The sequence below is a fragment of the Acidithiobacillus sp. TH-A67 genome (assembly GCF_057473545.1).
In genome coordinates this window covers 1-23,454 of sequence record NZ_JBYCKU010000068.1, presented here as the reverse complement: position 1 = coordinate 23,454, position 23,454 = coordinate 1, and the positions used below count along the sequence as shown (strand labels likewise).

Here is a 23,454-nt window from a genome sequence, read left to right as displayed (position 1 = left end):
GTACTTTATTGTGCCGGGACTTTGCTGTTCTGGCAAAACTGCAGTGCGAGATCCGACAGGGCGGGCCAGAGCGGGCGCGCGTCTTGCCCCTTGATGCGGGCATCGATTTCCTGACACTGAAAGAGAGCCTGACGCAGGCGTTGCCGTGGTAGACGGCGGGCGGCTCCCAGCAAGCGCTCGCTGCGCGGCGGAAAGAGTCGTTCGCGGCGCAGAATCTCGGCAGTATTGCCTTCCTGTAGTTGCAGGAGCAGGACGAGGTCGCGATGTAGGGTCCACAGGATCAGGACCGGCTCGGCTTCTGCATCCCGCAGACGCCCGAGACTATGCAACACCGCATGCGGATTGCCCTGCAGGACGGCATCACTGAGATCGAAGACGGAAAACTGGCTGTTGTCGCCCAGCAGATCGGGCAGATCCACCGCCTCCAGGCGCTGGCCTGGGTATAGCTCCGCCCAGCGACGAATGGCCTGATCGGCAGCACTCACGTTCCCCAGGCTGTGCTCGGCAAGCAGGGCTATGGCCTCTCGGCTGGCATCGACCTTTGCCCGCCGCAACCGTTCTTCGACCCAAAGCGGCCAGTCGCTTGCTTCCGGCGGGTAGAGGATCACCAGGCCCAGGGTTTCACACTGGTCGAGGGTTTGAAACCATTTGAGTTTCTGGATGGCAGCGTCAGGCCGGGCACCGGTGAGGAGCAAACGGGCATCCTGCGGCGGGCGCCCCAACCAGAATTCGAGGGCGGCCAGGGCGTCTTTGCTCAGGCGTAGATCAGAGAGTCGCAGCAAAAGAATGCGCGGCTCGGGAAAGAGGGATAGGGCATCGCGTTCTTCGCGCAGGATTGGCCACGGATTATCCTGTGGCAAGCGCTGCAGGCGCAGAAACCCTTCCTGCTGCCAACGCTTGCGTACCTGCGTTTCGGCTTCGGCCAATAGGAAAGGTTCGTCGGAAAACAAGGCGTAGGCGAGGGCCTTGCCGCGTGCCAGCGCCGTGGGCCAGTCGCGCGCCTTGATGCGCATCAGCGTAGCGCTGGCGCGAGCAACACGCGGCGCAGCACGACTCTTGCAGCCTCGTCGAAGAGCTGCCGCTGACTCTCGATCTGTTGCTCGTTGGTGGCGAGGGGAGTGCCGCTGTTGTAGGTAAAGCTCTGCTCGACCAAGAGCGGTTCCGCCGGCAACAGGATCTTTTTGCCGCGTTGCACCCAGACGCTGCCGCGCAGGGTATTGAGGAACTCCAAGGCGGCACCCGTGCTGGGGCTGATGCTGATGGCCCGTTGGTTGAGGGAGATATTGTCGAGCCGCAGCACGGGACCATCTGCACTCGCAACATTGCCATCGCGTTCCAGGGCCCTCTCGACTGCCTGGGCGAGCTGCCCGCCAGCCGGGCCGCTGGCTTCGATGCGCAGGCCCTGGAGGCTGGTGGGGATCGTGCTGCCGCCGGGCAGATGGAATCCACAGCCGCCAAGCAGGGAAAGGCTGCCGAGAGCGATCAGAAATTGTCGGCGCTGCATCAGGCCACCACGATGTTGATCAGGCGACCCGGTACGACAATGACCTTGCGCACGGTCTTTCCTTCCAGATGCCGCGCCATCTCCGGATGGATGAGGACGGCGGACTCCAGCTCTTGGGGGGTACTGTCGGCAGGAAAATCGAGACGCTCCCGCAGCTTGCCATTGACCTGGATGACTAGGGTGACGGTATCGCTGTGCAAGGCTTCGGGATCTGCCTCGGGCCACGGATGGTCGAGAATAGCCTTGCCGTCGCCGATCTTGTCCCAGAGTGCCTCGGTGAGATGCGGTGCAAAGGGACTGAGCAGGAGCAACAGGGCACGTAGCCCTTCTCCCAGCACGGTGTGCTCGTCGCTGCCCGGCGTTGCCTCGGCCTTGGCGAGCTGGTTGCTGAGCTCCATGCAGGCAGCGATCGCTACATTGAAATGCTGGCGCTCTTCCATGTTGAGGGTGACGCGCTCGATGCACTGGTGCACGGCGCGGCGCAGGTTACGGGCAGTATCACTCAGTACTTGCGGCAGAGGTGGCACGGGTCCGTGATAGTCCTGCACCAGACGCCAGATTCGTTGCAGAAAGCGATAGGCCCCTTCGACGGCACTGTCCGACCACTCCAGCGACTGCTCGGGCGGGGCGGCAAAGAGGATGAAGAGACGCGCGGTATCGGCACCATAGCGATCCAGGATTGCCTGGGGATCGACGGTATTGCCCTTGGACTTGCTCATCTTGCTGCCGTCTTTCAAGACCATGCCTTGGGTGAGAAGGCGACGGAAGGGCTCGTCGTGTTTGCCATCGTTAGGCAGGAGTCCGACATCCCGCAGCAGGCGATTGAAGAAACGGGCATAGAGCAGATGGAGTACCGCATGCTCTACGCCGCCCACGTACTGGTCCACCGGGAGCCAATCGGCGGCGCGGCTATCGAGCATCTGCGTGGCATCGGGACAGGTAAAGCGGGCGTAGTACCAGGAACTCTCGACGAAGGTATCCATGGTATCCGTTTCGCGCTGTGCCGCCGCCCCACACTGCGGGCAATCGACCTGCAGAAATTCCGGATCGTCCAGTAACGGTGAACGCGGATCGTGCAGTTGATAATGGGTGGGCAGCACGACGGGCAGATCGGCTTCCGGCACCGGCACGACGCCACAGTGTGGGCAATGAATCATGGGAATGGGATTGCCCCAGTAGCGCTGCCGCGAGATGCCCCAATCGCGCAGGCGATAGTTGATGGTCTTCTTGCCCAGATCTTTGGCCGCCAGGGCCTCGGTGATGGCCGTCTTGGCTGTCTTGCTGTCGAGGCCATCAAAGTTTGCGGAATGGACAAGGCAGCCGGGCGTGGTGAGCGCGGCTTGCGGATCAGCAGCGCTCTCGAGTTCATCCTGCTCTGCGCGAATGACGATACGGATCGGCAGCCCATACTTGCGGGCAAACTCAAAGTCGCGCTGGTCGTGGGCGGGGACGCTCATCACCGCACCCTCACCGTAGCCCAAGAGGACGAAATTGGCGGCCCAAACCGGCAGCAGCTCGTCGGTGAGGGGGTGACGCACCTGGATTCCCAGGGGCACGCCTTCCTTCTCCTGCGATTCAATGGTCGCTTCCGATACCGCCACATGCTTGCAGCGCTCGATGAAGTGGGCGACCTCGTTGTTGCTTTCCGCGGCCTGTAGTGCCAGCGCATGTTCGGGCGCCACCGCCAGATAGGTGGCGCCAAACAAGGTATCGGGACGGGTGCTGAAAACCTTGATCACCCCGCTACCGTCGGCGAGGGGGAAGTGGATTTCCGCTCCCTCCGAGCGACCGATCCAATTGCGCTGCATAGTGAGTACTTGGTCGGGCCACTGCCCCTGTAGGGTATCCAGCCCGTCCAGCAACTCGTCGGCGTACGCACTGATGCGCAGGAACCACTGGCGAATCTCGCGGCGCTCCACTAACGCGCCAGAACGCCAGCCGCGGCCATCAACCACCTGCTCGTTGGCGAGCACGGTCTGATCCACTGGGTCCCAATTTACGGTGCTCAGCTTTTGGTAGACCAGACCTTTTTTCCACAACTGCAAAAATAACCATTGCTCCCAGCGATAGTAATCCGGAGTGCAGGTGGCAATCTCCCGCGACCAGTCATAGGAAAGCCCTAGGCGCTTGAGTTGCCCGCGCATGTGCTCGATGTTGGAAAAGGTCCAGTCTGCTGGTGCGGAGCCGTTCTTGAGTGCCGCATTCTCCGCGGGTAGCCCGAAGGCATCCCAACCCATGGGGTGCAAGACCGTTTTGCCGCGCATGCGCTGGTAGCGAGCGATGGCATCGACGATGCTGTAATTGCGCACATGCCCCATGTGCAACTGCCCGGAGGGGTAGGGGAACATGGCGAGGGCGTAGTATTTCTCGCCCTCAGGATGGTTCGGGGCGCGAAAGCTGTTCTCGCGCTCCCAGCGCCACTGAATGGCGCTTTCCAGATTTTGCGGGTGATAGGAATTTTCGCTCATGAGTTGACTTGCAAGGGAATGAAAATTTCGTTTTTGGGGCGCGGGCGATAGAGCATCAGGATCCGCCCGACTCGACCAATAGCCTCAGCACGGGATCCATCGACCAGTTTTGCGATACAGTCGTCACGCTCGTCCTTGTCGAGAGCGGGCAGGCGCACTTTGAGCAATTCGTGATCAAAGAGCGCACGGTCCAGTTCTGCTAGCAGGGCGGGGGTGACGCCCTGGGCGCCGACCATGATAATGGGCTTGAGGTGGTGCGCTCGGGCGCGCAGTTCTTGTCGGGCTTTGCTGTCCAGCATGCTATGCTCTGGTGTCCGGTCGGAAAGATCAGAAGTGTACGGTTCGCCGCTGGTGGGGTCAAAAGGAGAGAGGCGTGGCGCGCAGTAAATCGAGTGGACGCTGGCTCAAGGAACATTTTCAGGACGCGTACGTGCAACGGGCAGCGAAGGAGGGTTATCGCTCCCGAGCTAGCTACAAGTTGCTGGAAATACAAGAAAAAGACCGCATCTTGCGACGGGGCATGCGGGTTTTGGATCTTGGTGCGGCGCCCGGCGGCTGGACGCAGGTAGCGGCGCCAATCATCGGCCCGCAAGGGCGCATTGTTGCGGTAGACCGGCTGGCGATGGACCCCATTGCCGATGCCTTGGTGATCGAGGGCGACATCTTCGATGAGGACGTGATTGCGCAATGTCGCGAAGCCTTTCCCGAGGGGGTGGATCTGGTCATGAGCGACATGGCGCCCAATATGTCTGGAATCGCCAGTAGTGATCAGGCCCGCGCCATAGGCTTGTGCGAGTTGGCCCTCGATCTGGCCCGGGAGTGGCTGGTACCCGGCGGCACTCTGTTGATGAAGGTTTTTATGGGTGCTGGAGCCGAGGAGTTACGGCGGGAACTGCGCGCCAATTTTGCTAAAATCGTCGTGCGTAAACCCGACGCCTCCCGTGCCCGCTCGGCAGAGCAATACTGGCTCGCGCTGGACTTCCGCGGTTCGACAAAATAAACTGCAGTCCTCATGCGCGGTTAGCTCAGCTGGATAGAGCGTTGGCCTCCGAAGCCAAAGGTCACAGGTTCGAATCCTGTATCGCGCGCCATATAAATCAATAAGTTGTAGAGATTTCGGGCCAGCTGTTGGAAGTTTGTGTCCGAAATGTGTCCATTCTGTGTCCCCGTTGTGCCCATTGAATTCCCTCCTCTCATCAATCCTGCCCAGAATGACCATTAGCGTCAGTGTCCACTGGCTTGGTTTCAAGTGGGAATGAATTTGCCATACGCGGGTTCATCTCTGAGTTTCATCCGGGATGTGCTCAAGCAACTCTCCCACGCTACACCTGAGGAAGGCGCATATTTTATCTATGTTGTCTGTAGTAGTGTTGTATCCGCGTTGATTTGCAATTTTTGAAAGGGTGGTACGGTGGATTCCTGTCGCCGAGGCCATCTCCTCCAGAGTGATCCTTCTTCCTGACTGGAACTCTCGGTCGGCAAGTAGGGACTTGAGATGAATACGAATCATGCGAGAACCCTTCGGAGCCAGAGCGTCAATTGACGCACAGAAGCTACCATAGTCGAGAGGCTTCATCAAAATCGCTTGACATCGTGCCTGTGAAGAATAGAATGTCATATACACGCTACGTTAGATGTATGGAGGCATCATCATGAGCAACCTTACCTATGTGACGACTGAGGAACTCTCTCAAAAGATCAAATACGATTGTAGGACAATCAGGAATCGGTTAAAGGACTCCGTCCTTTTGGAAGGAATCCATTATATCAGGCCATTTGGTGGTCGGAAAATACTTTATATCTGGGAAAGGATTGAAGAAGATATGGTAAAGGTGTCATCTCAATCAAACTTTGATATTCCTTTGGCAAGAGGAGGTGTTTGCCATGGGAAGTATTAAAAATAGGCCTGAGACTGGAAACCTATTTTTTGATTTCCGGTACTGTGGAAAAAGATATAGAGAGCAAACTCTTCTCAAAGACACCCCAGCGAATCGCAAGAAGATGCAGAAGGTTCTTGATCGCATCGAGGAGGAAATTTCCCTGGGAACCTTTGAGTATGCGAGGTATTTTCCAAACAGCAAGTCCCTTGCGAGGCTGGATAAGCCTCGCCAGGAGCCCAAACGGGCTATTGATGCGTCGGCAGCAGAGAACGAGACTCCCTTCTTTGTGGAGTTTGGTCTTCAATGGCTGGAGGAGATGCGCATTCAGTGGCGCAACACGCAGATCAAAACGGTGACGGGCACGCTGGAGAAATACCTGAACCCAGCTTTCGGGAAGAAAAGGGTTGGCCTCATCACCAAGAGAGAAATCATGGAGTTTCGGTCGGACCTCGCCAAAGTCCCCGGCCGAAAGGGAAAGAAGCTGTCTGCCTCTCGTATCAACCATATTCTCACACCCCTGCGGATGATCCTCAATGAGGCGGCCAACCGGTATGAGTTTACCTCGCCCTACCATGGAATTAAAAGCCTCAAGGTTCCTCGTACGATCGTCGAGCCGTTTTCCCTGGAGGAAGTCGAGCTGATCCTGAGTACGGTGCGAAAGGATTTTCGCAACTACTTTCTGATCCGTTTTTTCACCGGACTACGAACGAGCGAGATCGATGGCTTGCGCTGGGAGAAGGTGGATCTCGAGCGACGACAGATTCTCGTGCATGAGGCCCTGGTCAACGGAGAGGTGGTGGAAACCAAGAACGATGGTTCCTTCCGCACGGTGGAAATGTCCCTTCCGGTTTACCAAGCATTTCTGGACCAATACGAGCATACAGGGAAGGGGAACTACGTGTTTTGTACTCGGGAGGGCACTCCCTTGCGACATGACAATGTAACGAACCGAGTCTGGTACCCGCTCTTGCGGTACTTGGGTCTCAAACGAAGGCGGCCCTATCAAACCCGCCACACTGCCGCCACGTTGTGGCTTGCTTCGGGAGAGAGCCCGGAGTGGATTGCTCGTCAAATGGGGCATACCACGACGGAGATGCTCTTCCGAACGTACTCACGCTATGTACCCAATCTGACTCGCAAAGATGGATCCGCCATGGAACGGCTGCTGTTGTCGCGCCTGGCCAATGGGGCGGTGGGGGAGGGGGACAATGAATAATCTCTCACCGGCCTACGAACAACGCAGGGACGAGCAAAAGCCAGCTGCCCGAGGAAAGCAGTCATCTGTTCTGGGGCGGCTCGCGGCAGCATTGGCGGCGACGTTTTCACTACCAGAACCAGAAACGCTCGCAGATCTTCTTGAGGTCCCGGCAGAAGAGGATATCTCCTCTCTGCTAGAGGCGTGGATCGCCAAGTGCCTGCTGGACCTTGATGAGGCGCAAGCTACGCAGTTTCTGCCCATGTTGGTGGCGCGCCTGGACCGACTGTTGACAAATGGGAGGGCCCATGAAGAATGATCTGCGGCGGGTATTGTATGTTCTGCGCCACCTTCGGGCAGGCGTCAGCCGGATTGGACAACCCTATTGTGCTTGCGAGCTCCTTGAGCCCGGAGGAATGATTTGGTCGGCCTATTGGTGGCAGAGATTTCCGCACCCTGGCTTGTGGCCTGATGGGATTGAGGTCTTGGCGACGGTTCGCCCTCGTCGATTAGGAGAGCGCTGGCTGCTGGATATTGAGTCGCTTGGTGTGGCCGCGCTAGGAGTTTCTTCGTGCGGCGTAGATCTCCCTTTTCCTGGGTGGTTGTTACCGTTGACTACGCAGCCACGGTTACTACGCGAGCTGTGGGCGCAGATCCTTTTTCTGCGTGATCCCTGGCTGCGAAGATTCAATCAGCGCATTCTGCATGATCCCGACATCAGTGTTCGCTGGGTAGAGATTCCCGCAAGCCAGCGGCATCACCATGCGGAACCCGCTGGTTTGCTTCGTCACAGCGTAGAGGCAGTGCGGTTACTCAGCAAAAGTCCGCAGATGTCGCAGCAAGAATGGGAAATCGCGCGTACTGCTTTACTGTGGCACGACGTGGGAAAGATCCTGGCTTATCAAGGGCAGCCGAGGCGACATGCGGAGGGATTTCTGGTGCAGCATGAGTTGGCCACGGTAGAGGTTTTGGCTCCACATCTGGCCTGGTTACGGCAACATGCCCCAGACTTGGTGACTGCGCTGAAGCTGCACTGGCATACCCCATACCGAGGTCGCCCGCTCATGCCCGGCCGGATCTTGGTAGAAGCATGCGACCGGACAAGTGCCGCTCTGGATAGTCGGGAGCAGGTGTTTCGCGGGGAACCCGAATGGCGGCAACTGGGACAAATGGAAGGGCCTGGTCCCATGACGCGGTATTGGCGATTGCGCACACCCGTACCACTGCTGGAGATCGATTCACCGTAATGTGTACACTGCATCGACATGATGCCAGAGGTTCTAGGAATATTGCCCCATAGGAAAGTCCATTGACTACCTCGGATGAGTTGACAGGACGCAGCCGTAAGATCCGCGGACTTTTGCCTCCTGCGGAATGCCAGGAATTCGTTCTTTTTTGGGATGGGCTCAGGGCAGACGCCACCGTATCCGATACAGCCATGCTCACAATGTTTCGTGATCTTGGGGTATATGGGCACTTAACAGAACTCGGAACTATTGCCCTTAATCTCCGGCAGATACTGGATCTGGTGATGGATCGCGCCGGTTGGGAGTACTCAGATCTAATGATGGATTGGCCTCCGTTAGTTGACTGGATTCTTCGTCATCCATCCCTTCTGCCGCAACCGAAGTATACGCGCGGGACTGCAGATAAGAATCCATTGGTATATCTCTGTGCGACCAGTCACCCGCTCTATACCCTGCTCTGGACTGATACGGATCCCAATCAACTTGAGGAGTTGCGTCTTCTGCAAGCGCATGCGCTGATTGCTCATCTGATTCAGGTAAGGATGCACGATGATCACCACTATGATTACCTGGCAGCAAAAAAGGCTCCTTACGCAGAAGTTATTGCAAATACGTATCGGATGAGTGTTGCTATTCGCGAGATATCTCAGATTTCTTCGCCAATACGGCCTGAAGACTTGCGGCCCGATCGCCCACCGGAGCAGTTTGCGGAGCAGATGTATTTGGTAAGCCAAGAGCTTCAGAAAAAAACTGCAAAAAAGAAGCAATCTTCGGACTCTGCCACTGGGGAGGGAGACGTGGAGTCTCTTGATGATTCTGACGGTCTCCCTGACCTTTTCCGTCAAGCGAGCATGCCCACGCGCACGCATTTGCAAGGATTGTCCTATGCTTTGGCAGAAACCTATGCGTTGCGCTCGCGTGGGCATCGTAGCCGCACGAAGGGAAGAGCAAGAGATCGGCGAACCATCCATGGTTATCTGCCACTATTAGAGCTTGCTAACGCTGATCAAAGCAAAGCTAACGATGATGACCCTGCGAGGCGGTCCGAAGCTGTACGCCGGGTGGTCGAAGCGGCCGTAAGTTTTCGCCACGATGGACGCGGAGCCAGAAAATATCAAGAAGAGTTCGACATTGATGAGGCGGAAAATTATGGCCAGGAAATGCTCGAGGTGGAGATTGGCTGTGCTTTGACGCAAGGAGGATACCCTGCCCTGCATACCCTTGCATTGCGCGGAAAAGTTCAGGCAGAGGCAGTGCAGAATCAGCTTTTCCCCTGGGATTACGATCTTCTCACCGACACGGCGGTGAAAAATCTCCTCAATACTATGCAGGAGACCTTTGAGCAGGAATTGCAGCGCACTACTCTGTCCATGACTGCCCGTCTTGTAGCATTGCTCGGTGTGATCCTGTGGACAGGCTGTAGTTTGGATGTTGCAAGAAAGCTGCGGATTATCCCTGCCGGAGAAGAAAGATGGGGTGGCGGCATGCTTGTGCTGGAGCATTGCTCCGCTACGGGTGGAGCATTCTGGAATCTTCAGGTTAGTCCTCCCAGCTATGCGCAGAGCGTGGCCAGTAGCCACGAGGCATCTGTTGATATCCAAGAGTCGGTTCTGAGGTTCCCAGATGTTGCAGGGGGGAGTCGGTATTTTCTGCAACTGCGGGAAAGGTACCCAGAGTGGGATTGCACGTTTCCCCGCCCGGAAAAGTTGCAGAAGCCTTTGCGGCGGTACCTAAAAATGGTGGATCCCAGCGGTTATCTGACCATCAGCAAGATCGAGGATTATTTATGGCGACACCTGGTGCTCCACGGAGACCTCGCTGAAGCGGATCTTCTCGTAGGTAAGCGCCACTACCTTTCTCAAGTGCGAAGATACTACACGGCGCTGCCCGTTGCTGTGTTGGAACGGCGCTATGTCGCCGTAGTGGAGCAACTGCAACGGGATATAGGGCTGCAGAAGGTGGCAGAGACGGACTTAGTTTCCCCGGCTAGCAAATATGTCGGCGCCGCCTATCGACCTACTTTGGTTGCGGTGCAACGTGCAGTTCATACTTTGCAGGATCGGTTGCAGGAGTCGGAAGGAGAGTGGGAATCAAAGGGCTTGGCTTCTGATCGTGTAAAACTGCAGCTTTGGCAAAAGTATTACAATCTCTACACGGTGTATACTTGGTTTTATTTTGCCTATGCCACTGCGGCGCGGGCAACCTGCAACACCTTGCCCCATGATCCAAGCTTCCCGCTCCATGAGGGATTTATCGCGTACTCGGATAAAACAACGGCTGATCAGTCGCACGTTCGCTTGGTTTGGCTGCCGGAAGCGTTGGCACGTCAATTGGCAATGCAACGCCTTCTTGCTGAAGAGTCGTGGGACATTAGGGCCCGGAACACTCGCGTAGAGAGGACAAACGGAAATTTCCTTTTGATCGCCAAGAGCGCCCAACCCCTATGCCCCAAAATTCTCCAGGCGCAGTTCGCTGATCTGTTTGGAGCGTTCCTGCCCGCCAATAGCCACCGACGATTTTGTCGTTCTCACCTCCTGGAAGAGGGGTGTCCGGCCGAAGTTGTCGATGCCTTTATGGGCCACTGGTTTGCCGGGGAGTCCTCTTGGAGTCGCTACTCCAGCCAGTCGGCATTGACCTATTTGCAGGAGCTGCAGCCCTATCTTCTGCGCATGTTGGATGCCCTGCAGTTTCGGTATATTCCGCTGGGGCTTCGTAAATTGTCGCATGGCCAGGAACGATGATGAAATCGTCTTTCAGGAGACGGCGCGTGGCCTCTGGGACGAACTATTAGCCACGCCTGGAGTCCGGCGCGGCAGCAGATTGTTTTCCGAGCAAGAGAGGCAGGCCTACAGAGCCTGGTTGGTAGGAGAAATTGTCGAGGCCAAGAAAGGAAGATCCCAAGAGGCTGCTGCCCAGGCTTACCCCGGTTTTTTGGAATCCCTCTGTGGTGACCGAAGCCACAATGTACAAGACGAAATCACCCGAGAGGCGCTTAGTCGTCTTTTGCATGATCGGGTGCTGGCTGCCTTTGACGTGGAAGAGTGGAGTGATTCCCGAAGGCCGATGCCGGCCAAGAAGGACTTGAAGTCTCGGTTGCCAGATGCAGCGAAGTTTTTACAGTTTTTGAGTCTTCTCATTCGTCGGGGTAACGCCGAAGGCCTGTGGCAATGGTGTCCTCCGTCCGTACCAATGCTCTTGGCGCGGGAACCAACGCCATTCACGCCGGAGGGAATGCGGGGATACCGCTACGTCCAGATTGCCCGGAAAACCTTTTGGATAGACCTGCAACGGTCCACTAAACTCGAGGGAATTACCGCGGAAGGCCGTATTCTGGTGAGCGCGTTGCTCTATGGTGGATTGGCGGATATCGGTGCGTTGCGAGAGCTGTTGAGGTCGCTGCGGCGGTCCACAACTGTCACGTATCTCTCTCGCGCGGGGATCTCCTATCTGGAGTTGGAGCTTCCACTGGGACGAAGTGGTCGGCGTCTGCGCCGTTGGTTCCCAGATCCTCTGTCGGAGATTCTGATATTGCGTTATCGGTTTTCAGGGGATGCCTCCGAAACGGTCACTCAAAAAAACGTGCTGGAAGCCATGGATGCCTATCTGCATAGCCTTCCCAAATGGGAGGGAAAATACCTGCGAGCTAGGTCTTTGTTGCGGTGGATCCCACAAACTCTGCGAATCGAACTTCCCCAGTTTCTTGGCGCCTATGCCACGGGCACTCTTCTCGCACACGCGGTTCGCCCTGACAGGTGGCTGCAACTTCACGGTCACCGAGCCACAACGACTAGCGACTTGTGCTTGGCAGAAGATGCTATCTTGCGAGAGACGCCTCCAACTGCTGCGGTCACCGAGGTTCGGGAGGCTTTGCAATCCGTGCCGTGGCTCATCAATTTGCGTAAGATATTGCGGGAGACGGACCGTCGTGTCGTGATCAAAGCATTAGCGGATGCACGGGTGGTGGGGTTCTCTGAACCATTAAGCCAAATGTTCTACGAATGGGCGGAACATCTTTTCAAGCATGGCTCTGCTTACCGGCATCGTCTGAGCCTGCGTACCATCCGGCGATATGTGAGTCGTCTGGCAGCGCTGATGCTACAAATGTTGGAGCCCCCCTCCTCGATTGAGACGTTTGGGGATGCCTCGTGGCGACAATTATATGAGGATCTGCTCGACTCAGTAGAGACGGAACACCAGCGCGCCTTGGTGGCGAGAGCGATTCGTGAGTGGCACCAGTACCTGGTGGAAAAGAAAGATGCTAGCCCTATCCCCGATCAGCAGCTGAGCAGTTTGACCGTAGACGTTGTACCCGATGCCCGTATTCTCGGCATGAACGAGTTTGAGCAGGTAAAAACGGAGATTGCCAGAGGTGCCCACGTTGAAAGGCATGTGCAGTTGCCAACGGTCTTGACGCTGGTTGCGATTTTGGGATTCCGTTGTGGGCTGCGGCGAATGGAAGCCCTTCGGCTGCGGCTCACGGATTGTCACCTGGAGGGTGTCAGAGCAACCCTCCTGATCCGCCCGTTTGCAGAGCGCTCGCTCAAAAGCCGCAATGCAACTAGGGCCATTCCCGTCCACGCGCTGTTGGAGCCGCAAGAGTTACAACTCTTGCGCGAATGGGTGCAACTCCGCAGAAAATCAGGTTCTCCGCCGGAGGGCTACGTATTTGTGCTGGAGGAGATTGGCCACAATCCGATTTCCCAGGAGATGGCGATGTCTCGCATTCACGAGGCCTTGCGAACAGTCACTGGCGACCCATTGATGCATTTCCATCATTTGCGTCACAGCTTTGCATCTCATTTGCTGTGGCGATTGAGTTTGGCGCAAGTACCCGTGGACGCAACGCCAGCCGTATTTTTTGAGGAACGAGAGGCTGCGGGTCAGCTCTATCAACATCTCTTTGGCCACAGCAGAAGCAGCCGCAAGCTCCTCTATGCCCTGACGAGTCTCTTGGGGCACTCAGGACCGGAGGTCAGCGCACAACATTACGTCCACAACCTGGACCTCATCCTCTTCGTGCATCTCCAGGATCGGATTCCCAAAGACGTGCACTCTTGGTGCGCCTTTGCTCACGAGATCCCGCAGTCGTCACTGTATCGGATTTGGAAAAATAACGGGATGGGAGGGATCGTTGATCGAATTCGACAAGCCTACGTGCAGCGGGTGAAGATTCCAGAAATTTGGATGCCGGATCCGGAGGGAAAAGTTCAGAAGCGACGTCGCCTGTTTGTTGATCCACTTCCGCTTGAGGATCTGTGGCGAATTTTACGGCTTGGATTACTTGCCGACGCTACATCCCTGGGATTAGAAGAAAGTGCTCTGTGGGATCAGCTGTCGGAGGAATACGGTTTGAGTGCAGCACAATTGCAAGCGATGGCGTCCAAGGCGAAGTGGATATACGCGCTGCGAGGAAATATGGGACTTCGCCATCACGCGATGAAGCTGACTGGAGCAGGGGGTGAAGTATCGCTGGCGTTGCCAGCCAAGATGCGAACCAAGCCGGATCTGGCGGTTTACGAACAGTTGGTACCGTTTTTTTGGAAGAGTATCGAGAAGGATCCGCGGCTGGTTGCGGAAGTTTTGGATAAATACCTTGTGCAAGCATGGGCCAGCCACCCAGGATATTTTTTAGGAAAATCTCCAGATAAACCGGAAGACGTGATGGCATTCCGAGAGCTACTTTTCGACTGGGGTGTCAAGCCAGGACAAGTTGCTTATGTAAGTTATGATCCCGCAGAGAGGTCGGTTTGGCGTTCCCGCTGGAGGCTGGCACTCCATTTGCATAAAGGTATCACTGTGGAAATCAGATCTCTTCCAGAACACCAGAGAGCTGGTGAATGGCTCCATGTGTACCCAAGATTTTTGAAGGAAGGGAAGACGCAGGCTGCAGCTGCTTCACCAGGATTCACTTATTTGCTAGTCATGGCTGCAATTTTTCTTGCGGGAAAGATATAGCGGCATTGTGGCCGAACATCGCAGGTAAATGCTTTGTAAGCTAATACTTCAGGAGATCTCTCGATATTACGAAGAGCGATCTTGAGCTAGACGGAACGCTGCGTCTTGAGCTGAAGAACTATTGCACGGTGTAAAACGCTTTGTCCGTGGGCAACATCACTGACACGTAGGGCCACCAGATCGCGGCCACGCAGTTTGCTGTCTATGGCGAGATCAAACAAGGCAAGGCCGCGGATTCTGGACGCCAACTGTAGACGGATCCGGATAGCCCAGACCTCCTGCAACTTGAAAGGGCGTTTTTGGCCGACGATCTTGCCCTTGTTCCAGGGTATGGAGGATGATGAGGTTGAACGGTTTCTGGCTTGCATGACACAATCTCCTCTGCGAGGTGAGGTTAAGGGTCATTGTCTCACCGTTGCCCAAAAGAAAAAGGGCGGTATCAGACTGGAAGCGGACATTTAGGCTCAACCGCAGTTTGGTATAAGCGGCATCAGAAAACGATGTGGGGCAACACGATTCTGGCTGATACGATCAGCCGTCGATGCATTTATACAGGGTCACTATTTAAGAAACAGAATTCTGATCTGCTCGATTTTCCTCAAAAAGAAAAGCACTTTCCACCGCGCCCAACACCACATCTTCGAAGATCTTTAGGCAGACAGCATTACCTGCCGAGCCAGCGATAACAAATAATGGGGCCAAGTGCTCTTCCCTTGGTTGGGCATATTGTGCGCCCGGTGCATCAGCCCATCGAAATAGTGCGTTCTATGGTGGACCCATTGGTCAAGACCAAAAGTGTTTCAGTTTAAGCTAGTACTGACGTCTTCATTCGCAGCGGATTGGCGCTGCCCCACGTCTTCCTTGGCGACCTTTTGGTCCGCTTTGGGATACTTGTCCACGATACAGGCACCACCGCCCTGCCCAGTCCGATAAACGAGATCAGGAGTGGCGTAGCCCAGCGATTGATGGGGGCGAAGGGTATTGTAGCGCTCGAAATAATCGGTAAGCCCGATCAGTAATTCCGGCACTCCCGCATAGGCCTTCAGATAGATGTCCTCATACTTCAAGGATCGCCACAAGCGCTCCACAAAGACATTGTCCAAGGCTCGGCCACGACCGTCCATGCTGATTTGCACATCATGGGATTTGAGTACGCCGACGAAGGCCTCGCTGGTAAACTGGCTGCCCTGATCAGAATTGAAGATCTCCGGGACTCCGTAACGCTGTAACGCTTCTTCCAGGCAATCGACACAAAAGGGCGTATCCATTGTGTTGCTGATTCTCCAGCTCAAGACCTCACGGCTGTACCAGTCCATGATGGCGACCAGGTAGACAAACCCCTGCTTCAGCCGAACATACGTGATGTCCGTGCTCCACACCTGCCCAGGCCGCTCAATCACCAAGCCCCGCAGTAGATAGGGATAGACCTTGTGCTCGGGGTGCGGCTTGCTAGTATGTGGCCCTGGCGGCATGCCCGCGAGACCCATCTGGCGCATCAACCGTTGCACCCGTTTTCGATTGACCAAGAAGCCCTTTTTCCGCAAGCACACCGTCATCCTGCGGCTCCCCAAATAGGGGGTATTCGTATACAAGGCGTCGGTGGCGTTCATGATCTCTACATCCTCCCCGTTGGGCTCCGTCGCTTTCCGTTGAGCATACACCGTGGCTCTGGCCACACCCGCCAGCTCACATTGCCGACGCAGGGGAATTTGACAGTGCGGCACAATCCAGCCCCTGCGCACTTCTAATGGGAAAGTCCGGACTTTTTTTGAGCCAATCCAGCTCGACTTTGAGACGCCCAATCTCGCTGTACAGGCGATCCGGATCACTCCGGGCATCCAGCGGCTGCGGTCCTCTTTTCCCTTCAAACAACGTCCCTGCGAGATCCTGAATGGCCTTCTTCCACTGCGCCACCTGAGAAGGATGCACACCTTGCTCCTGCGCGATCTCGTTTACCGTCTTCAGCCCACGGATGGCCTCCAGACCGACCTTCGCCTTGAAGGCTGGACTATACACATTCCTCTTTACCACACTCATCGTCTTCTCCGTGCCAGACGATAGCTTAAACCTCTGTCTCAAATCCGGGGTCCACTATATTCTTCCGTTCTTCTGGAGCCTGCGTTGTAAGAGTTTCTGTTAACCACATATCAAAATTTTTGCCAGAGACAGAACCAGTTTGATTCTTCATTCCTCGGAGTAAAACCGGGATATTATGAAACGTATTTCCAGAACCAATTAGCAAGATGTTATGCTCGCGCAGTACGCGCAAAGCAGTTCCAGCCCGATAATGTAATTCCGGGTCCAGACTGTTATGTAACGATAACTGTATGAACGGAATATCGGAAAAGGGAAAAGCAACCTTCATCGGGACGAAGACTCCATGGTCATAGCCCCGCGTTGTATCCAGCGCGGTGGGTAGCCCAGCGGATTTCAGAAGCTGTGATACTTCTGTTGCCAACTCCCGACTTCCTCTGGCCGACCACTGCAGTTGGTAGGTTTCCTCAGGGAATCCATAATAATCGAAAATTAAACCGGGCGATGGATTTGCCTGCACGATAAATTGACTGGCTTCCCAATGGGCGGATACGACGATGACCGCATCAGGACGCTTGGGCAGCAACGTTTGGATACTCTCCAGAAACTGTCGATGCCTGTGCCAGGTGTCGGCTGGATCCCAGTCCATGAAAAAGCATGGCCCTGCGCCATGAGGAATGTATAAGCTCGGTTGTTGCATGCGGCCACCAGCACTTGTCGAAAAAGATTTGTCAGGGGTGGCGATTGCTCACCCCTGACTATGCTTATTGTTTGATGCCTTCTACCTCGACCTTAATGGCGATGGAATTAGACAATCCCTCCGGGAGATAGGCGTCCATACCAAAATCCGAGCGGTGGATGGTGGTCGTCGCGACAAAGCCCGAGAGATAGCCGCCCCAGGGTTTGGGCAGGTAGGAGACGTTGCCAGCACCCAACTCGCGGACCTGAAAGACTACAGGCTTGGTGACGCCATGCAGGGAGAGGTTACCGTAGAGATCCCCAGTCTTCTTACCGGCAGGAACATACTTGCTGCTGACGAAAGTGATGTCGGGGTATTTCTTGACATCAAAGAACTCTTTGCTGCGCAAGTGCTGATCACGTAGAGCGAAGTCGGTATTGATACTGCCAGCAGGAATCGTAATTCTCACGCGATCCTTGGCGGGGTCTTGCGCGTCGAAGGTATAGGTGCCGGAGATCTGGTCAAAACGGCCAGTAAATTCCGTAATGCCCACATGACCGATGGTAAAGAGCACATTGGTGTGCTGGGGATCGATGCGGTAGCTACCGTCGGGATTGCCATTGAGGAAGCTATAGTGCTTCGCTGGTGCGGCAAGGGCCGGTCCTGCGACCAACACTGCAGCTGCTACCAAGGCGGTGGTTAGTTGTTTTGCAGACATGGAATTCCTCCGTATTTACCCAAACAATTTCGTGCTGATTTCTGCCACATGCCGCCCTTGGAAGCGGGCAATGGCAAGCTCGTTGGCCGAGGGCATGCGGCTGCCGTCGCCCTTGGCCAGGGTGCTGGCGCCGTAGGGAGTGCCACCGCTTATTTCGTCCATAGTGAGGAGCTCGGGGCAACTGTAGGGTACGCCAACGACGATCATCCCCTGGTGCAGCAGAAAGGTATGGAAGGAAGTGATGGTCGTCTCTTGGCCACCGTGCTGTGAAGCGGTACTGACAAAGACGCCGCCGACCTTGCCCACCAAAGCCCCCCGTTGCCAAAGATTGCCCGTGCGGTCCAGAAAATTACGCATCTGCCCACTCATGTTGCCGAAGCGCGTAGGTGTGCCAAAGAGAATGGCATCGTAGTTCGCCAAGTCGTCAGGATGCGCTTCGATCGCCACCTGGGTCGTTTTGGCGTGCAGGCTGGCCAGGGTCTCCGTCGGCATGGTCTCGGGGACGCGTTTGATGTCCACCTGGGTACCGGCTACGGAACGGGCACCCTCGGCTTCCGCCTGTGCCATGGCTTCTACATGACCCCACAGGCTGTGATATAACACCAGAATCTTACTCATGATGTTCCTCCTTGCTGGACTCCACCTAGAGTCTGAGGTTCAATAGACCACTCTAGATTCTTTTTGTAAAGTAGGTACTTCAAAGTAACCAATATGCGCCAATCTCGACAGGAACAGGCTTGCCCCATGGATCAACTCCTGCGGCTGCTGATGGGACCATGGACCACCTACATCCTCTGGGTACTGGAAAATCAAGGCACGCTGCGCTTTGGCGCCCTCAAGAAAGCCATCCCCGGGATCTCGTCGCGCATGCTGACGGAGCGCTTGCGCGTCCTGGAAAGCGCGCAGATCGTCTTTCGAGACTACCGCCCAACCATTCCCCCCGAGGTCTCTTACGGTCTGACTGATCGTGGCCGGGAGCTTGGTACCGTGCTTGCCAAACTGAATACCTTAGCACAGCGCTGGTTCAGAGAAGAGGAAGCATCCAATAGCGAATAACCTATCCCTGATCGCCCAAGAGAGTCGGCGTGCTCAAGCCTTTTCGCACGTCCTTGCGCGATCGGCCTTGCGCTCCCGACCAGATTTCAGGCGCGTCGGCGCCCTGGTCACCGGCGTGTCAACATGCGCCATCGTTGGGGCGCAGGTGCAAATGGCTACTGGGGACGCGCTCCCGCTTCGCTCTCTAGGCTCTTAGCGGATTAACATGTCGACTGGAAGGTTGCCAGGACACCAAAGATGCCTGGGCGGCTCCAGTTCGATGCTTGCCGAGCGCCAAAGAAAAGCGGTAAGTTCGCCCTGATGCCCAGGGTCGCAAAAAGACTGAGAGCGGTCGTTCGACAAAACAGACAATGCACCTTGGCACCAGCGTCCAGCCGGCCGTAACGTGGAACCTTCGGTCAGGACTGTCGGCGACGACCCACTTCACAACCAAGACTGCAAGACATACTCTACATGTATCGAAAGTTGTTCATGCAGATCAGCGTCATGCGACCAACTACCACTATACCGCGAGGCCAAAGAACCGGCATTGGCCCGGATGTCGCACGAGTTAGGACTTACGCGATTGGACCGCATGATTTTGTTCGATAAAAAGGGTATCCTGTTGCAACAACGTTAGGAGGGTCTATGCAGCCACAAGCAATCCCACAGTTCCCACACCCTGAACTGATCGGGAGCTTCCGGCAGTTCGGCCCCTTCGGGATCGCCTATCAAGTGGTAAGAGAAGGACGCTCAACGGACCGTGGATGGACTGTTGAGATAGAGGTTCCATCTACTGGAGAGCATCTGGAGTACCCTCTAGGCTCTGCCTTGGACGATCCAGAAGCCGGATAATGTTTGCGATCGCCTTCGATCTGATAGTCAAGGAGACTGCCGCACGCCACCCCAAAGGGGTCTCGGCGGCCTATGCAGAAATAGGGGCAGCGCTTGCCACCTATGGATTCCGCTGGGTCCAGGGAAGCATTTATGTCTGTGAGAACGAAGATATGGCGAACCTCATGGATGCCATCGACGCACTGACCGAGATGACCTGGTTTCCTTCATCCGTTCGTGACATCCGGGCTTTCCGTGTAGAGCAGTGGTCGGATTTCACGGCGCGGGTGAAGCGCCGAGGAAGGAAAGAATGACCCCGTTCATCGTAATGTCCGATGTTGGCCGGTCATCAGCGGCACCAGGCGCTTGTGGAATCAGGCAGTTACGATCGCAGGCCTTCGGCGTCACCGGACCAAACGATGCATTTTGTCTGACTACCTTGCGGACGCTTCTATTCAAAATTGAGACTGGAATATGCATGTTATATTGCGCGTCAAGATGTTACTCTGCATCGTATATCGTTCTAATTAACGTTAGCCAGAAAAGATATGCCATACGTATTCATCAGTTATAATACCACAGAAAGACATGTCGCTGCTCGGGTTCATAATGCTTTAGCCTCAGTTAATATCCAATCATTCATGGCACATGAACATATTCAGGTGTCAGAAGAGTGGAGGCAAAGAATTCTTCATGAGATAGTTTCATGCGATATATTCTTATGCATTCTTAGTCAGGCCTACTTGACTTCACACTGGTGTTTACAGGAATCTGGAATTTCAGCGGTTCGTGGTGGCATGACAGTCATTCCACTTTCCATTGATGGAACAATTCCGCCTGGATTTATCGGGAATATCCAGTCGACGAGAGTGGACCCAAATACTCTTTCTCTAAACGATCTGATTCCCGGCCTAGCAAATCATGACTTTAATTTTACGTTTGACATAATGCTCAATAAGCTAGCAAGATCTCAATCCTTCCGTGGCGCGGAGGAAAACTTTAGATATATTCTTCCTTACCTCCATCGATTGTCTCCTGAACAGGTCGTGCAACTCCTTAGGGTATCTATTAGAAACAACCAAGTCTTATACGCCCATTTGTGTGCCAAGCAATACCTACCTCCGCTGGCACGAGATTATGGAAACCTCCTTACCCGAGAAGAGCAAGAGGAACTCGATGGTGTTCTGTCGGTTTACGCCAACTAACCCAGAGGTCAACACGAACGCTCCACTAAAAAACAGCTGAGCGCTGATTACCTCGGGCGTTGCGTCGATCTTGGCTACTGCTTTGCCAGAGACAGCATTCTTCTTGCAATCCATGGTTTGCAAGAGTAGCGGCCATGCCAACGAACTTAAAGAGTTTTATATTCCGAATTCTGATGGGCCACCTATGTCACCAGATGATTATGAACGCCCGCGCCAAAGGTTGTTGACATTTATAGTTTTCTATGTAAACTATTAACTATCGCATCCCTCCTGGAGACACTTAATGACCACCATACCCACCACCAAAGCCCCAGCTGCCCCGATCCCCGCACTGTTCGACAGCCTTGGCATTAAGCAAGTTTCGAGGAAAGACCAATTCTCAATCGAGTACGCTTCCGGATTTCTGACTGCCACTGTAAAGCATCACGATGGATCGGTTCATGTTGTGAGGCGCAGTATAGGAAATAACGGCTTCTCTGAGGTCACAACCTTTGATCCAAACAAGATGAGTAGAGACGACCGCGATAAATTAATCAGTCGGTTGAGCAAAGATGGTTTTTCACAGTCTGAGATAGCTCGTCGCATCGGCTTCAGCCAAGCAACAGTAAGCAATGCCCTTCGCAAACAAAAATCAACTTGATGATTGTTGCGGGAAGACCAATGCATACTTGGGTCAAATGTCAATATCTCATGCCTTATTCAAACGGGAATTAATATTATAAAAACCAGGGTTTTCTGAACGTCCCCTTTCTGGACGGATTTGGCCCCCTTTCGGGGCCTTTTCCTGCCCAGAAACTTATCCACCATTCAGAGTTCAATAATGGCCTATGATATGATCAGAATATTCCAACCTGACGAAATCTGAACGTCCGCTTACGCTGCATCACCGCCCATTCCCTGGCTACAGACTTACCGCAGACTGAGGATTTCGTCCAGCAAGTTCATCTGGTGTGCTTCTTGGCTCGCTGCCTGAACAGGGGCAAGGCTGCTCTCGGTGATCCCCAGCAGGCGCACGGACGCGCTCTTGGGAACTGCTCGGTCAAGTAACTCTGGTAGCAATTCCGCGATAGCATCCGTGTTCCCGATGCCTTCGGTCGCCGTATGCGCTCTGGTGACCGTGGTAAAGTCGGGAAAACGTGCTTTGATGTTCACCGTGTAGCCCGCCAAGGCGAGCACCTGGAGACGGGCCACAACCTGCGCGGCCATTTCCTGCAGAGTGGCCAGCATGACGCTTCGATCCTCCAAGTTTTTGGAGAAGGTGCGTTCGGTCCCCACCGACTTCCGTTGGCGGGACGGTTGGACTGGTCGTTCGTCGATCGCCCGCGCCACATCGTAAAACCAGCCTCCCGACTTGCCGAAATGGGTCACAAGAAACTCCAGCGAGAGGTTCCGTAGATCCAAGACCGTTTCCACGTCCATTGCCGAGAGTTTTTTGACGGTGGCCGGACCCACTCCATGCAGCTTGCCAACGGGCAGCGGCGACAAAAAAGCAAGGCCGCGCTCAGGTGGGATGACAAAAAGCCCGTGGGGCTTTCGCCAGTCGGAGGCCAGTTTGGCCAGCAGCTTGTTGTAGGAGACCCCTGCTGAAGCCGAGAGTCCGGTTTCTCGATGGATGCGATCCAAGATCTCCCGAGCGATTTCGACTGCCAGGGCTCCGTCGGCAGTGGTGGCAGTCACGTCCAGAAATGCCTCATCCAGAGAAAGGGGTTCCACCAACGAAGTGTAACTGCGCAGGATGGTCATCACTTGGCGGGAGGCTTCCCGATAGGCATCCATGCGGGGGCGGACAAAGATTGCCTTGGGGCAAAGCGAGCGGGCCCTGGCTGATGACATGGCCGAGTGGATACCAAATCGTCGCGCCTCATAGCTGCAAGTCGCAACGACACCCCGGCCATTGGTGTCGCCACCGACAATCACCGGCAGACCACGGAGCTCTGGCCGATCGCGTTGCTCCACAGCCGCAAAGAACGCGTCCATGTCCACGTGGATGATCTTGCGGAGCTCCGGGCTGCGCTCTTCTGGTGTTTGGCTGGGCAATCGATAACCTCCTCGCCTAATCTGGAGAGTCTATCAGATGACGTGTGACAAGGGCGGCCATAGACCAAGGATCTGCGGCGGACGGGCATAGGACTGTTAATCAGCGTGCAAAAGTGAACAGGTGCAGGTAGGAATCAGCGTCGAAAACTGAACACCTGCTACCCTCTCGGGATTTGGCCTGGGAGGTACCTGGAGTGCTTTGCATGGAAACGATTGCCAAGATTCGTCTGCTGTATCACGTCAAGAAGAAAACTGTCAGTGAGGTTGCCCGGGAAGTGCGCATGTCGCGCAACACGGTCTACAAATACCTGCATCACGATGGAGACATCCCCAAGTACATGCGCCGGTCCTCGGCGAAGCCCCAACTCGGGCCTCACGAAGCCATTCTGCAGAAGTGGGTGGAGACGGAGTCGCATCTGCCCCGTAAGCAGCGTCGCACGGCGCGCCGACTCTTTGAGGATCTGCGCAAGGAGGGCTATACCGGGGCCTACGATAGCGTCCAGCGCTGGGTGAAGCACTGGAAGGTCGCTGCACATCCGGGCGTGCAGAAGGCCTATATCCCTCTCGTCTTTCGCCCTGGCGAGGCCTATCAGTTCGACTGGAGCACCGAGACGGTCGTTTTGGGCGGCGTGACGCACACCGTGAAGGTGGCGCAATTTCGGC

Annotated in this window: 23 protein-coding genes and 1 tRNA gene; 13 read left to right on the top strand and 11 right to left on the bottom strand. The window is 55.3% G+C overall.

Annotation, left to right across the window (positions count from 1 at the left end; all coding sequences use genetic code 11):
- Positions 1–5: 5 nt before the first annotated feature.
- The 4 genes from holA to AC2VNM_RS10900 are packed head-to-tail and all read right to left on the bottom strand — an operon-like array spanning position 6 to position 4,271.
- On the bottom strand, positions 6–1,013 hold the full coding sequence (holA, locus tag AC2VNM_RS10915) for a DNA polymerase III subunit delta (RefSeq protein WP_486913303.1): 1,008 nt from the start codon (positions 1,011–1,013) through the stop codon (positions 6–8).
- Positions 1,013–1,504 carry an LPS-assembly lipoprotein LptE gene (locus AC2VNM_RS10910; protein WP_483166156.1) on the bottom strand — a complete coding sequence of 164 codons (492 nt, stop codon included), beginning with the start codon at positions 1,502–1,504 and terminating at the stop codon, positions 1,013–1,015. The genes holA and AC2VNM_RS10910 overlap by 1 nt, the downstream gene beginning before the upstream one ends.
- A complete protein-coding gene (leuS, locus tag AC2VNM_RS10905; RefSeq protein ID WP_486913302.1) occupies positions 1,504–3,972 on the bottom strand; it encodes a leucine--tRNA ligase in 2,469 nt (822 codons plus the stop codon). The genes AC2VNM_RS10910 and leuS overlap by 1 nt, the downstream gene beginning before the upstream one ends.
- A complete protein-coding gene (locus AC2VNM_RS10900; protein WP_483166154.1) occupies positions 3,969–4,271 on the bottom strand; it encodes a YhbY family RNA-binding protein in 303 nt (100 codons plus the stop codon). Before AC2VNM_RS10900 ends, leuS begins: the two co-directional genes overlap by 4 nt.
- 74 nt (positions 4,272–4,345) lie before the next feature.
- Between AC2VNM_RS10900 and AC2VNM_RS10895 the strand changes: the two genes are divergently transcribed.
- Both AC2VNM_RS10895 and AC2VNM_RS10890 read left to right on the top strand, forming a co-directional pair.
- Complete coding sequence (locus AC2VNM_RS10895; RefSeq protein ID WP_483166153.1) at positions 4,346–4,972, top strand: RlmE family RNA methyltransferase; 627 nt, start codon at positions 4,346–4,348, stop codon at positions 4,970–4,972.
- 14 nt (positions 4,973–4,986) lie between these two features.
- Positions 4,987–5,063, top strand: a tRNA-Arg gene (locus AC2VNM_RS10890).
- A 185-nt stretch (positions 5,064–5,248) separates the two neighbouring features.
- On the opposite strand, the gene AC2VNM_RS10885 is transcribed toward AC2VNM_RS10890, so the two are convergent.
- The gene (locus tag AC2VNM_RS10885; RefSeq protein ID WP_486913301.1) at positions 5,249–5,482 is read right to left on the bottom strand and encodes a helix-turn-helix domain-containing protein; all 234 of its coding nucleotides are present in this window, start codon (positions 5,480–5,482) and stop codon (positions 5,249–5,251) included.
- 374 nt (positions 5,483–5,856) lie between these two features.
- Here AC2VNM_RS10885 and AC2VNM_RS10880 point away from each other — a divergent pair, with 374 nt between their 5' ends.
- From AC2VNM_RS10880 to AC2VNM_RS10860, 5 genes are all read left to right on the top strand, one after another.
- A complete protein-coding gene (locus tag AC2VNM_RS10880) occupies positions 5,857–7,068 on the top strand; it encodes an Arm DNA-binding domain-containing protein (protein ID WP_483189752.1) in 1,212 nt (403 codons plus the stop codon).
- Complete coding sequence (locus tag AC2VNM_RS10875) at positions 7,061–7,366, top strand: hypothetical protein (RefSeq protein ID WP_483189753.1); 306 nt, start codon at positions 7,061–7,063, stop codon at positions 7,364–7,366. The genes AC2VNM_RS10880 and AC2VNM_RS10875 overlap by 8 nt, the downstream gene beginning before the upstream one ends.
- A complete protein-coding gene (locus AC2VNM_RS10870; protein WP_483189754.1) occupies positions 7,356–8,294 on the top strand; it encodes a TraI domain-containing protein in 939 nt (312 codons plus the stop codon). Before AC2VNM_RS10875 ends, AC2VNM_RS10870 begins: the two co-directional genes overlap by 11 nt.
- A 62-nt stretch (positions 8,295–8,356) precedes the next feature.
- A complete protein-coding gene (locus tag AC2VNM_RS10865; protein ID WP_483189755.1) occupies positions 8,357–11,035 on the top strand; it encodes a hypothetical protein in 2,679 nt (892 codons plus the stop codon).
- Positions 11,019–14,249: a tyrosine-type recombinase/integrase gene (locus tag AC2VNM_RS10860; RefSeq protein WP_486913300.1), complete on the top strand. Its 3,231-nt coding sequence runs from the start codon at positions 11,019–11,021 to the stop codon at positions 14,247–14,249. Before AC2VNM_RS10865 ends, AC2VNM_RS10860 begins: the two co-directional genes overlap by 17 nt.
- Before the next feature lie 86 nt (positions 14,250–14,335).
- Here AC2VNM_RS10860 and AC2VNM_RS10855 read toward each other — a convergent pair whose 3' ends face one another.
- The 5 genes from AC2VNM_RS10855 to wrbA all read right to left on the bottom strand — a co-directional run bounded on the left by AC2VNM_RS10855 (position 14,336) and on the right by wrbA (position 18,298).
- Complete coding sequence (locus AC2VNM_RS10855; protein WP_483189757.1) at positions 14,336–14,617, bottom strand: site-specific integrase; 282 nt, start codon at positions 14,615–14,617, stop codon at positions 14,336–14,338.
- A 432-nt stretch (positions 14,618–15,049) separates the two neighbouring features.
- Positions 15,050–16,286 (bottom strand): IS3 family transposase gene (locus AC2VNM_RS10850; protein WP_483189758.1). Its coding sequence is split into 2 segments (ribosomal slippage): positions 15,050–16,019 and positions 16,018–16,286, totalling 1,239 coding nucleotides; the frame shifts between segments, so codons are not numbered across the junction.
- 25 nt (positions 16,287–16,311) lie between these two features.
- Positions 16,312–16,983: a DODA-type extradiol aromatic ring-opening family dioxygenase gene (locus tag AC2VNM_RS10845; RefSeq protein ID WP_483189759.1), complete on the bottom strand. Its 672-nt coding sequence runs from the start codon at positions 16,981–16,983 to the stop codon at positions 16,312–16,314.
- Between the two features lie 64 nt (positions 16,984–17,047).
- Positions 17,048–17,680 (bottom strand): YceI family protein, encoded by a 633-nt coding sequence (locus tag AC2VNM_RS10840; protein ID WP_483189760.1) that lies wholly within the window; start codon positions 17,678–17,680, stop codon positions 17,048–17,050.
- Positions 17,681–17,695: 15 nt separating this feature from the next.
- Positions 17,696–18,298, bottom strand: a complete 603-nt coding sequence (wrbA, locus tag AC2VNM_RS10835; protein ID WP_483189761.1) for an NAD(P)H:quinone oxidoreductase — start codon at positions 18,296–18,298, stop codon at positions 17,696–17,698.
- 126 nt (positions 18,299–18,424) lie between these two features.
- Here wrbA and AC2VNM_RS10830 point away from each other — a divergent pair, with 126 nt between their 5' ends.
- The 5 genes from AC2VNM_RS10830 to AC2VNM_RS10810 all read left to right on the top strand — a co-directional run bounded on the left by AC2VNM_RS10830 (position 18,425) and on the right by AC2VNM_RS10810 (position 21,394).
- A complete protein-coding gene (locus AC2VNM_RS10830; RefSeq protein WP_483189762.1) occupies positions 18,425–18,736 on the top strand; it encodes a winged helix-turn-helix transcriptional regulator in 312 nt (103 codons plus the stop codon).
- A gap of 627 nt (positions 18,737–19,363) precedes the next feature.
- A complete protein-coding gene (locus tag AC2VNM_RS10825) occupies positions 19,364–19,570 on the top strand; it encodes a DUF5397 family protein (RefSeq protein WP_483189763.1) in 207 nt (68 codons plus the stop codon).
- Entirely contained in the window at positions 19,570–19,863 is a 294-nt protein-coding gene (locus AC2VNM_RS10820) for a virulence factor (RefSeq protein WP_483189764.1), read from the top strand. The genes AC2VNM_RS10825 and AC2VNM_RS10820 overlap by 1 nt, the downstream gene beginning before the upstream one ends.
- Positions 19,864–20,097: 234 nt before the next feature.
- Complete coding sequence (locus AC2VNM_RS10815; RefSeq protein WP_483189765.1) at positions 20,098–20,754, top strand: toll/interleukin-1 receptor domain-containing protein; 657 nt, start codon at positions 20,098–20,100, stop codon at positions 20,752–20,754.
- Positions 20,755–21,037: 283 nt separating this feature from the next.
- Positions 21,038–21,394 carry a hypothetical protein gene (locus AC2VNM_RS10810; protein ID WP_483189766.1) on the top strand — a complete coding sequence of 119 codons (357 nt, stop codon included), beginning with the start codon at positions 21,038–21,040 and terminating at the stop codon, positions 21,392–21,394.
- Between the two features lie 269 nt (positions 21,395–21,663).
- Here the strand turns inward: AC2VNM_RS10810 and dinB are convergent, their stop codons facing one another.
- On the bottom strand, positions 21,664–22,791 hold the full coding sequence (gene dinB, locus AC2VNM_RS10805; RefSeq protein WP_486913297.1) for a DNA polymerase IV: 1,128 nt from the start codon (positions 22,789–22,791) through the stop codon (positions 21,664–21,666).
- Between the two features lie 203 nt (positions 22,792–22,994).
- On the opposite strand from dinB, the gene AC2VNM_RS10800 reads away from it, so the two are divergent.
- Positions 22,995–23,454: helix-turn-helix domain-containing protein (locus tag AC2VNM_RS10800; protein ID WP_486913296.1), on the top strand; the 460-nt coding region annotated here is incomplete at its 3' end.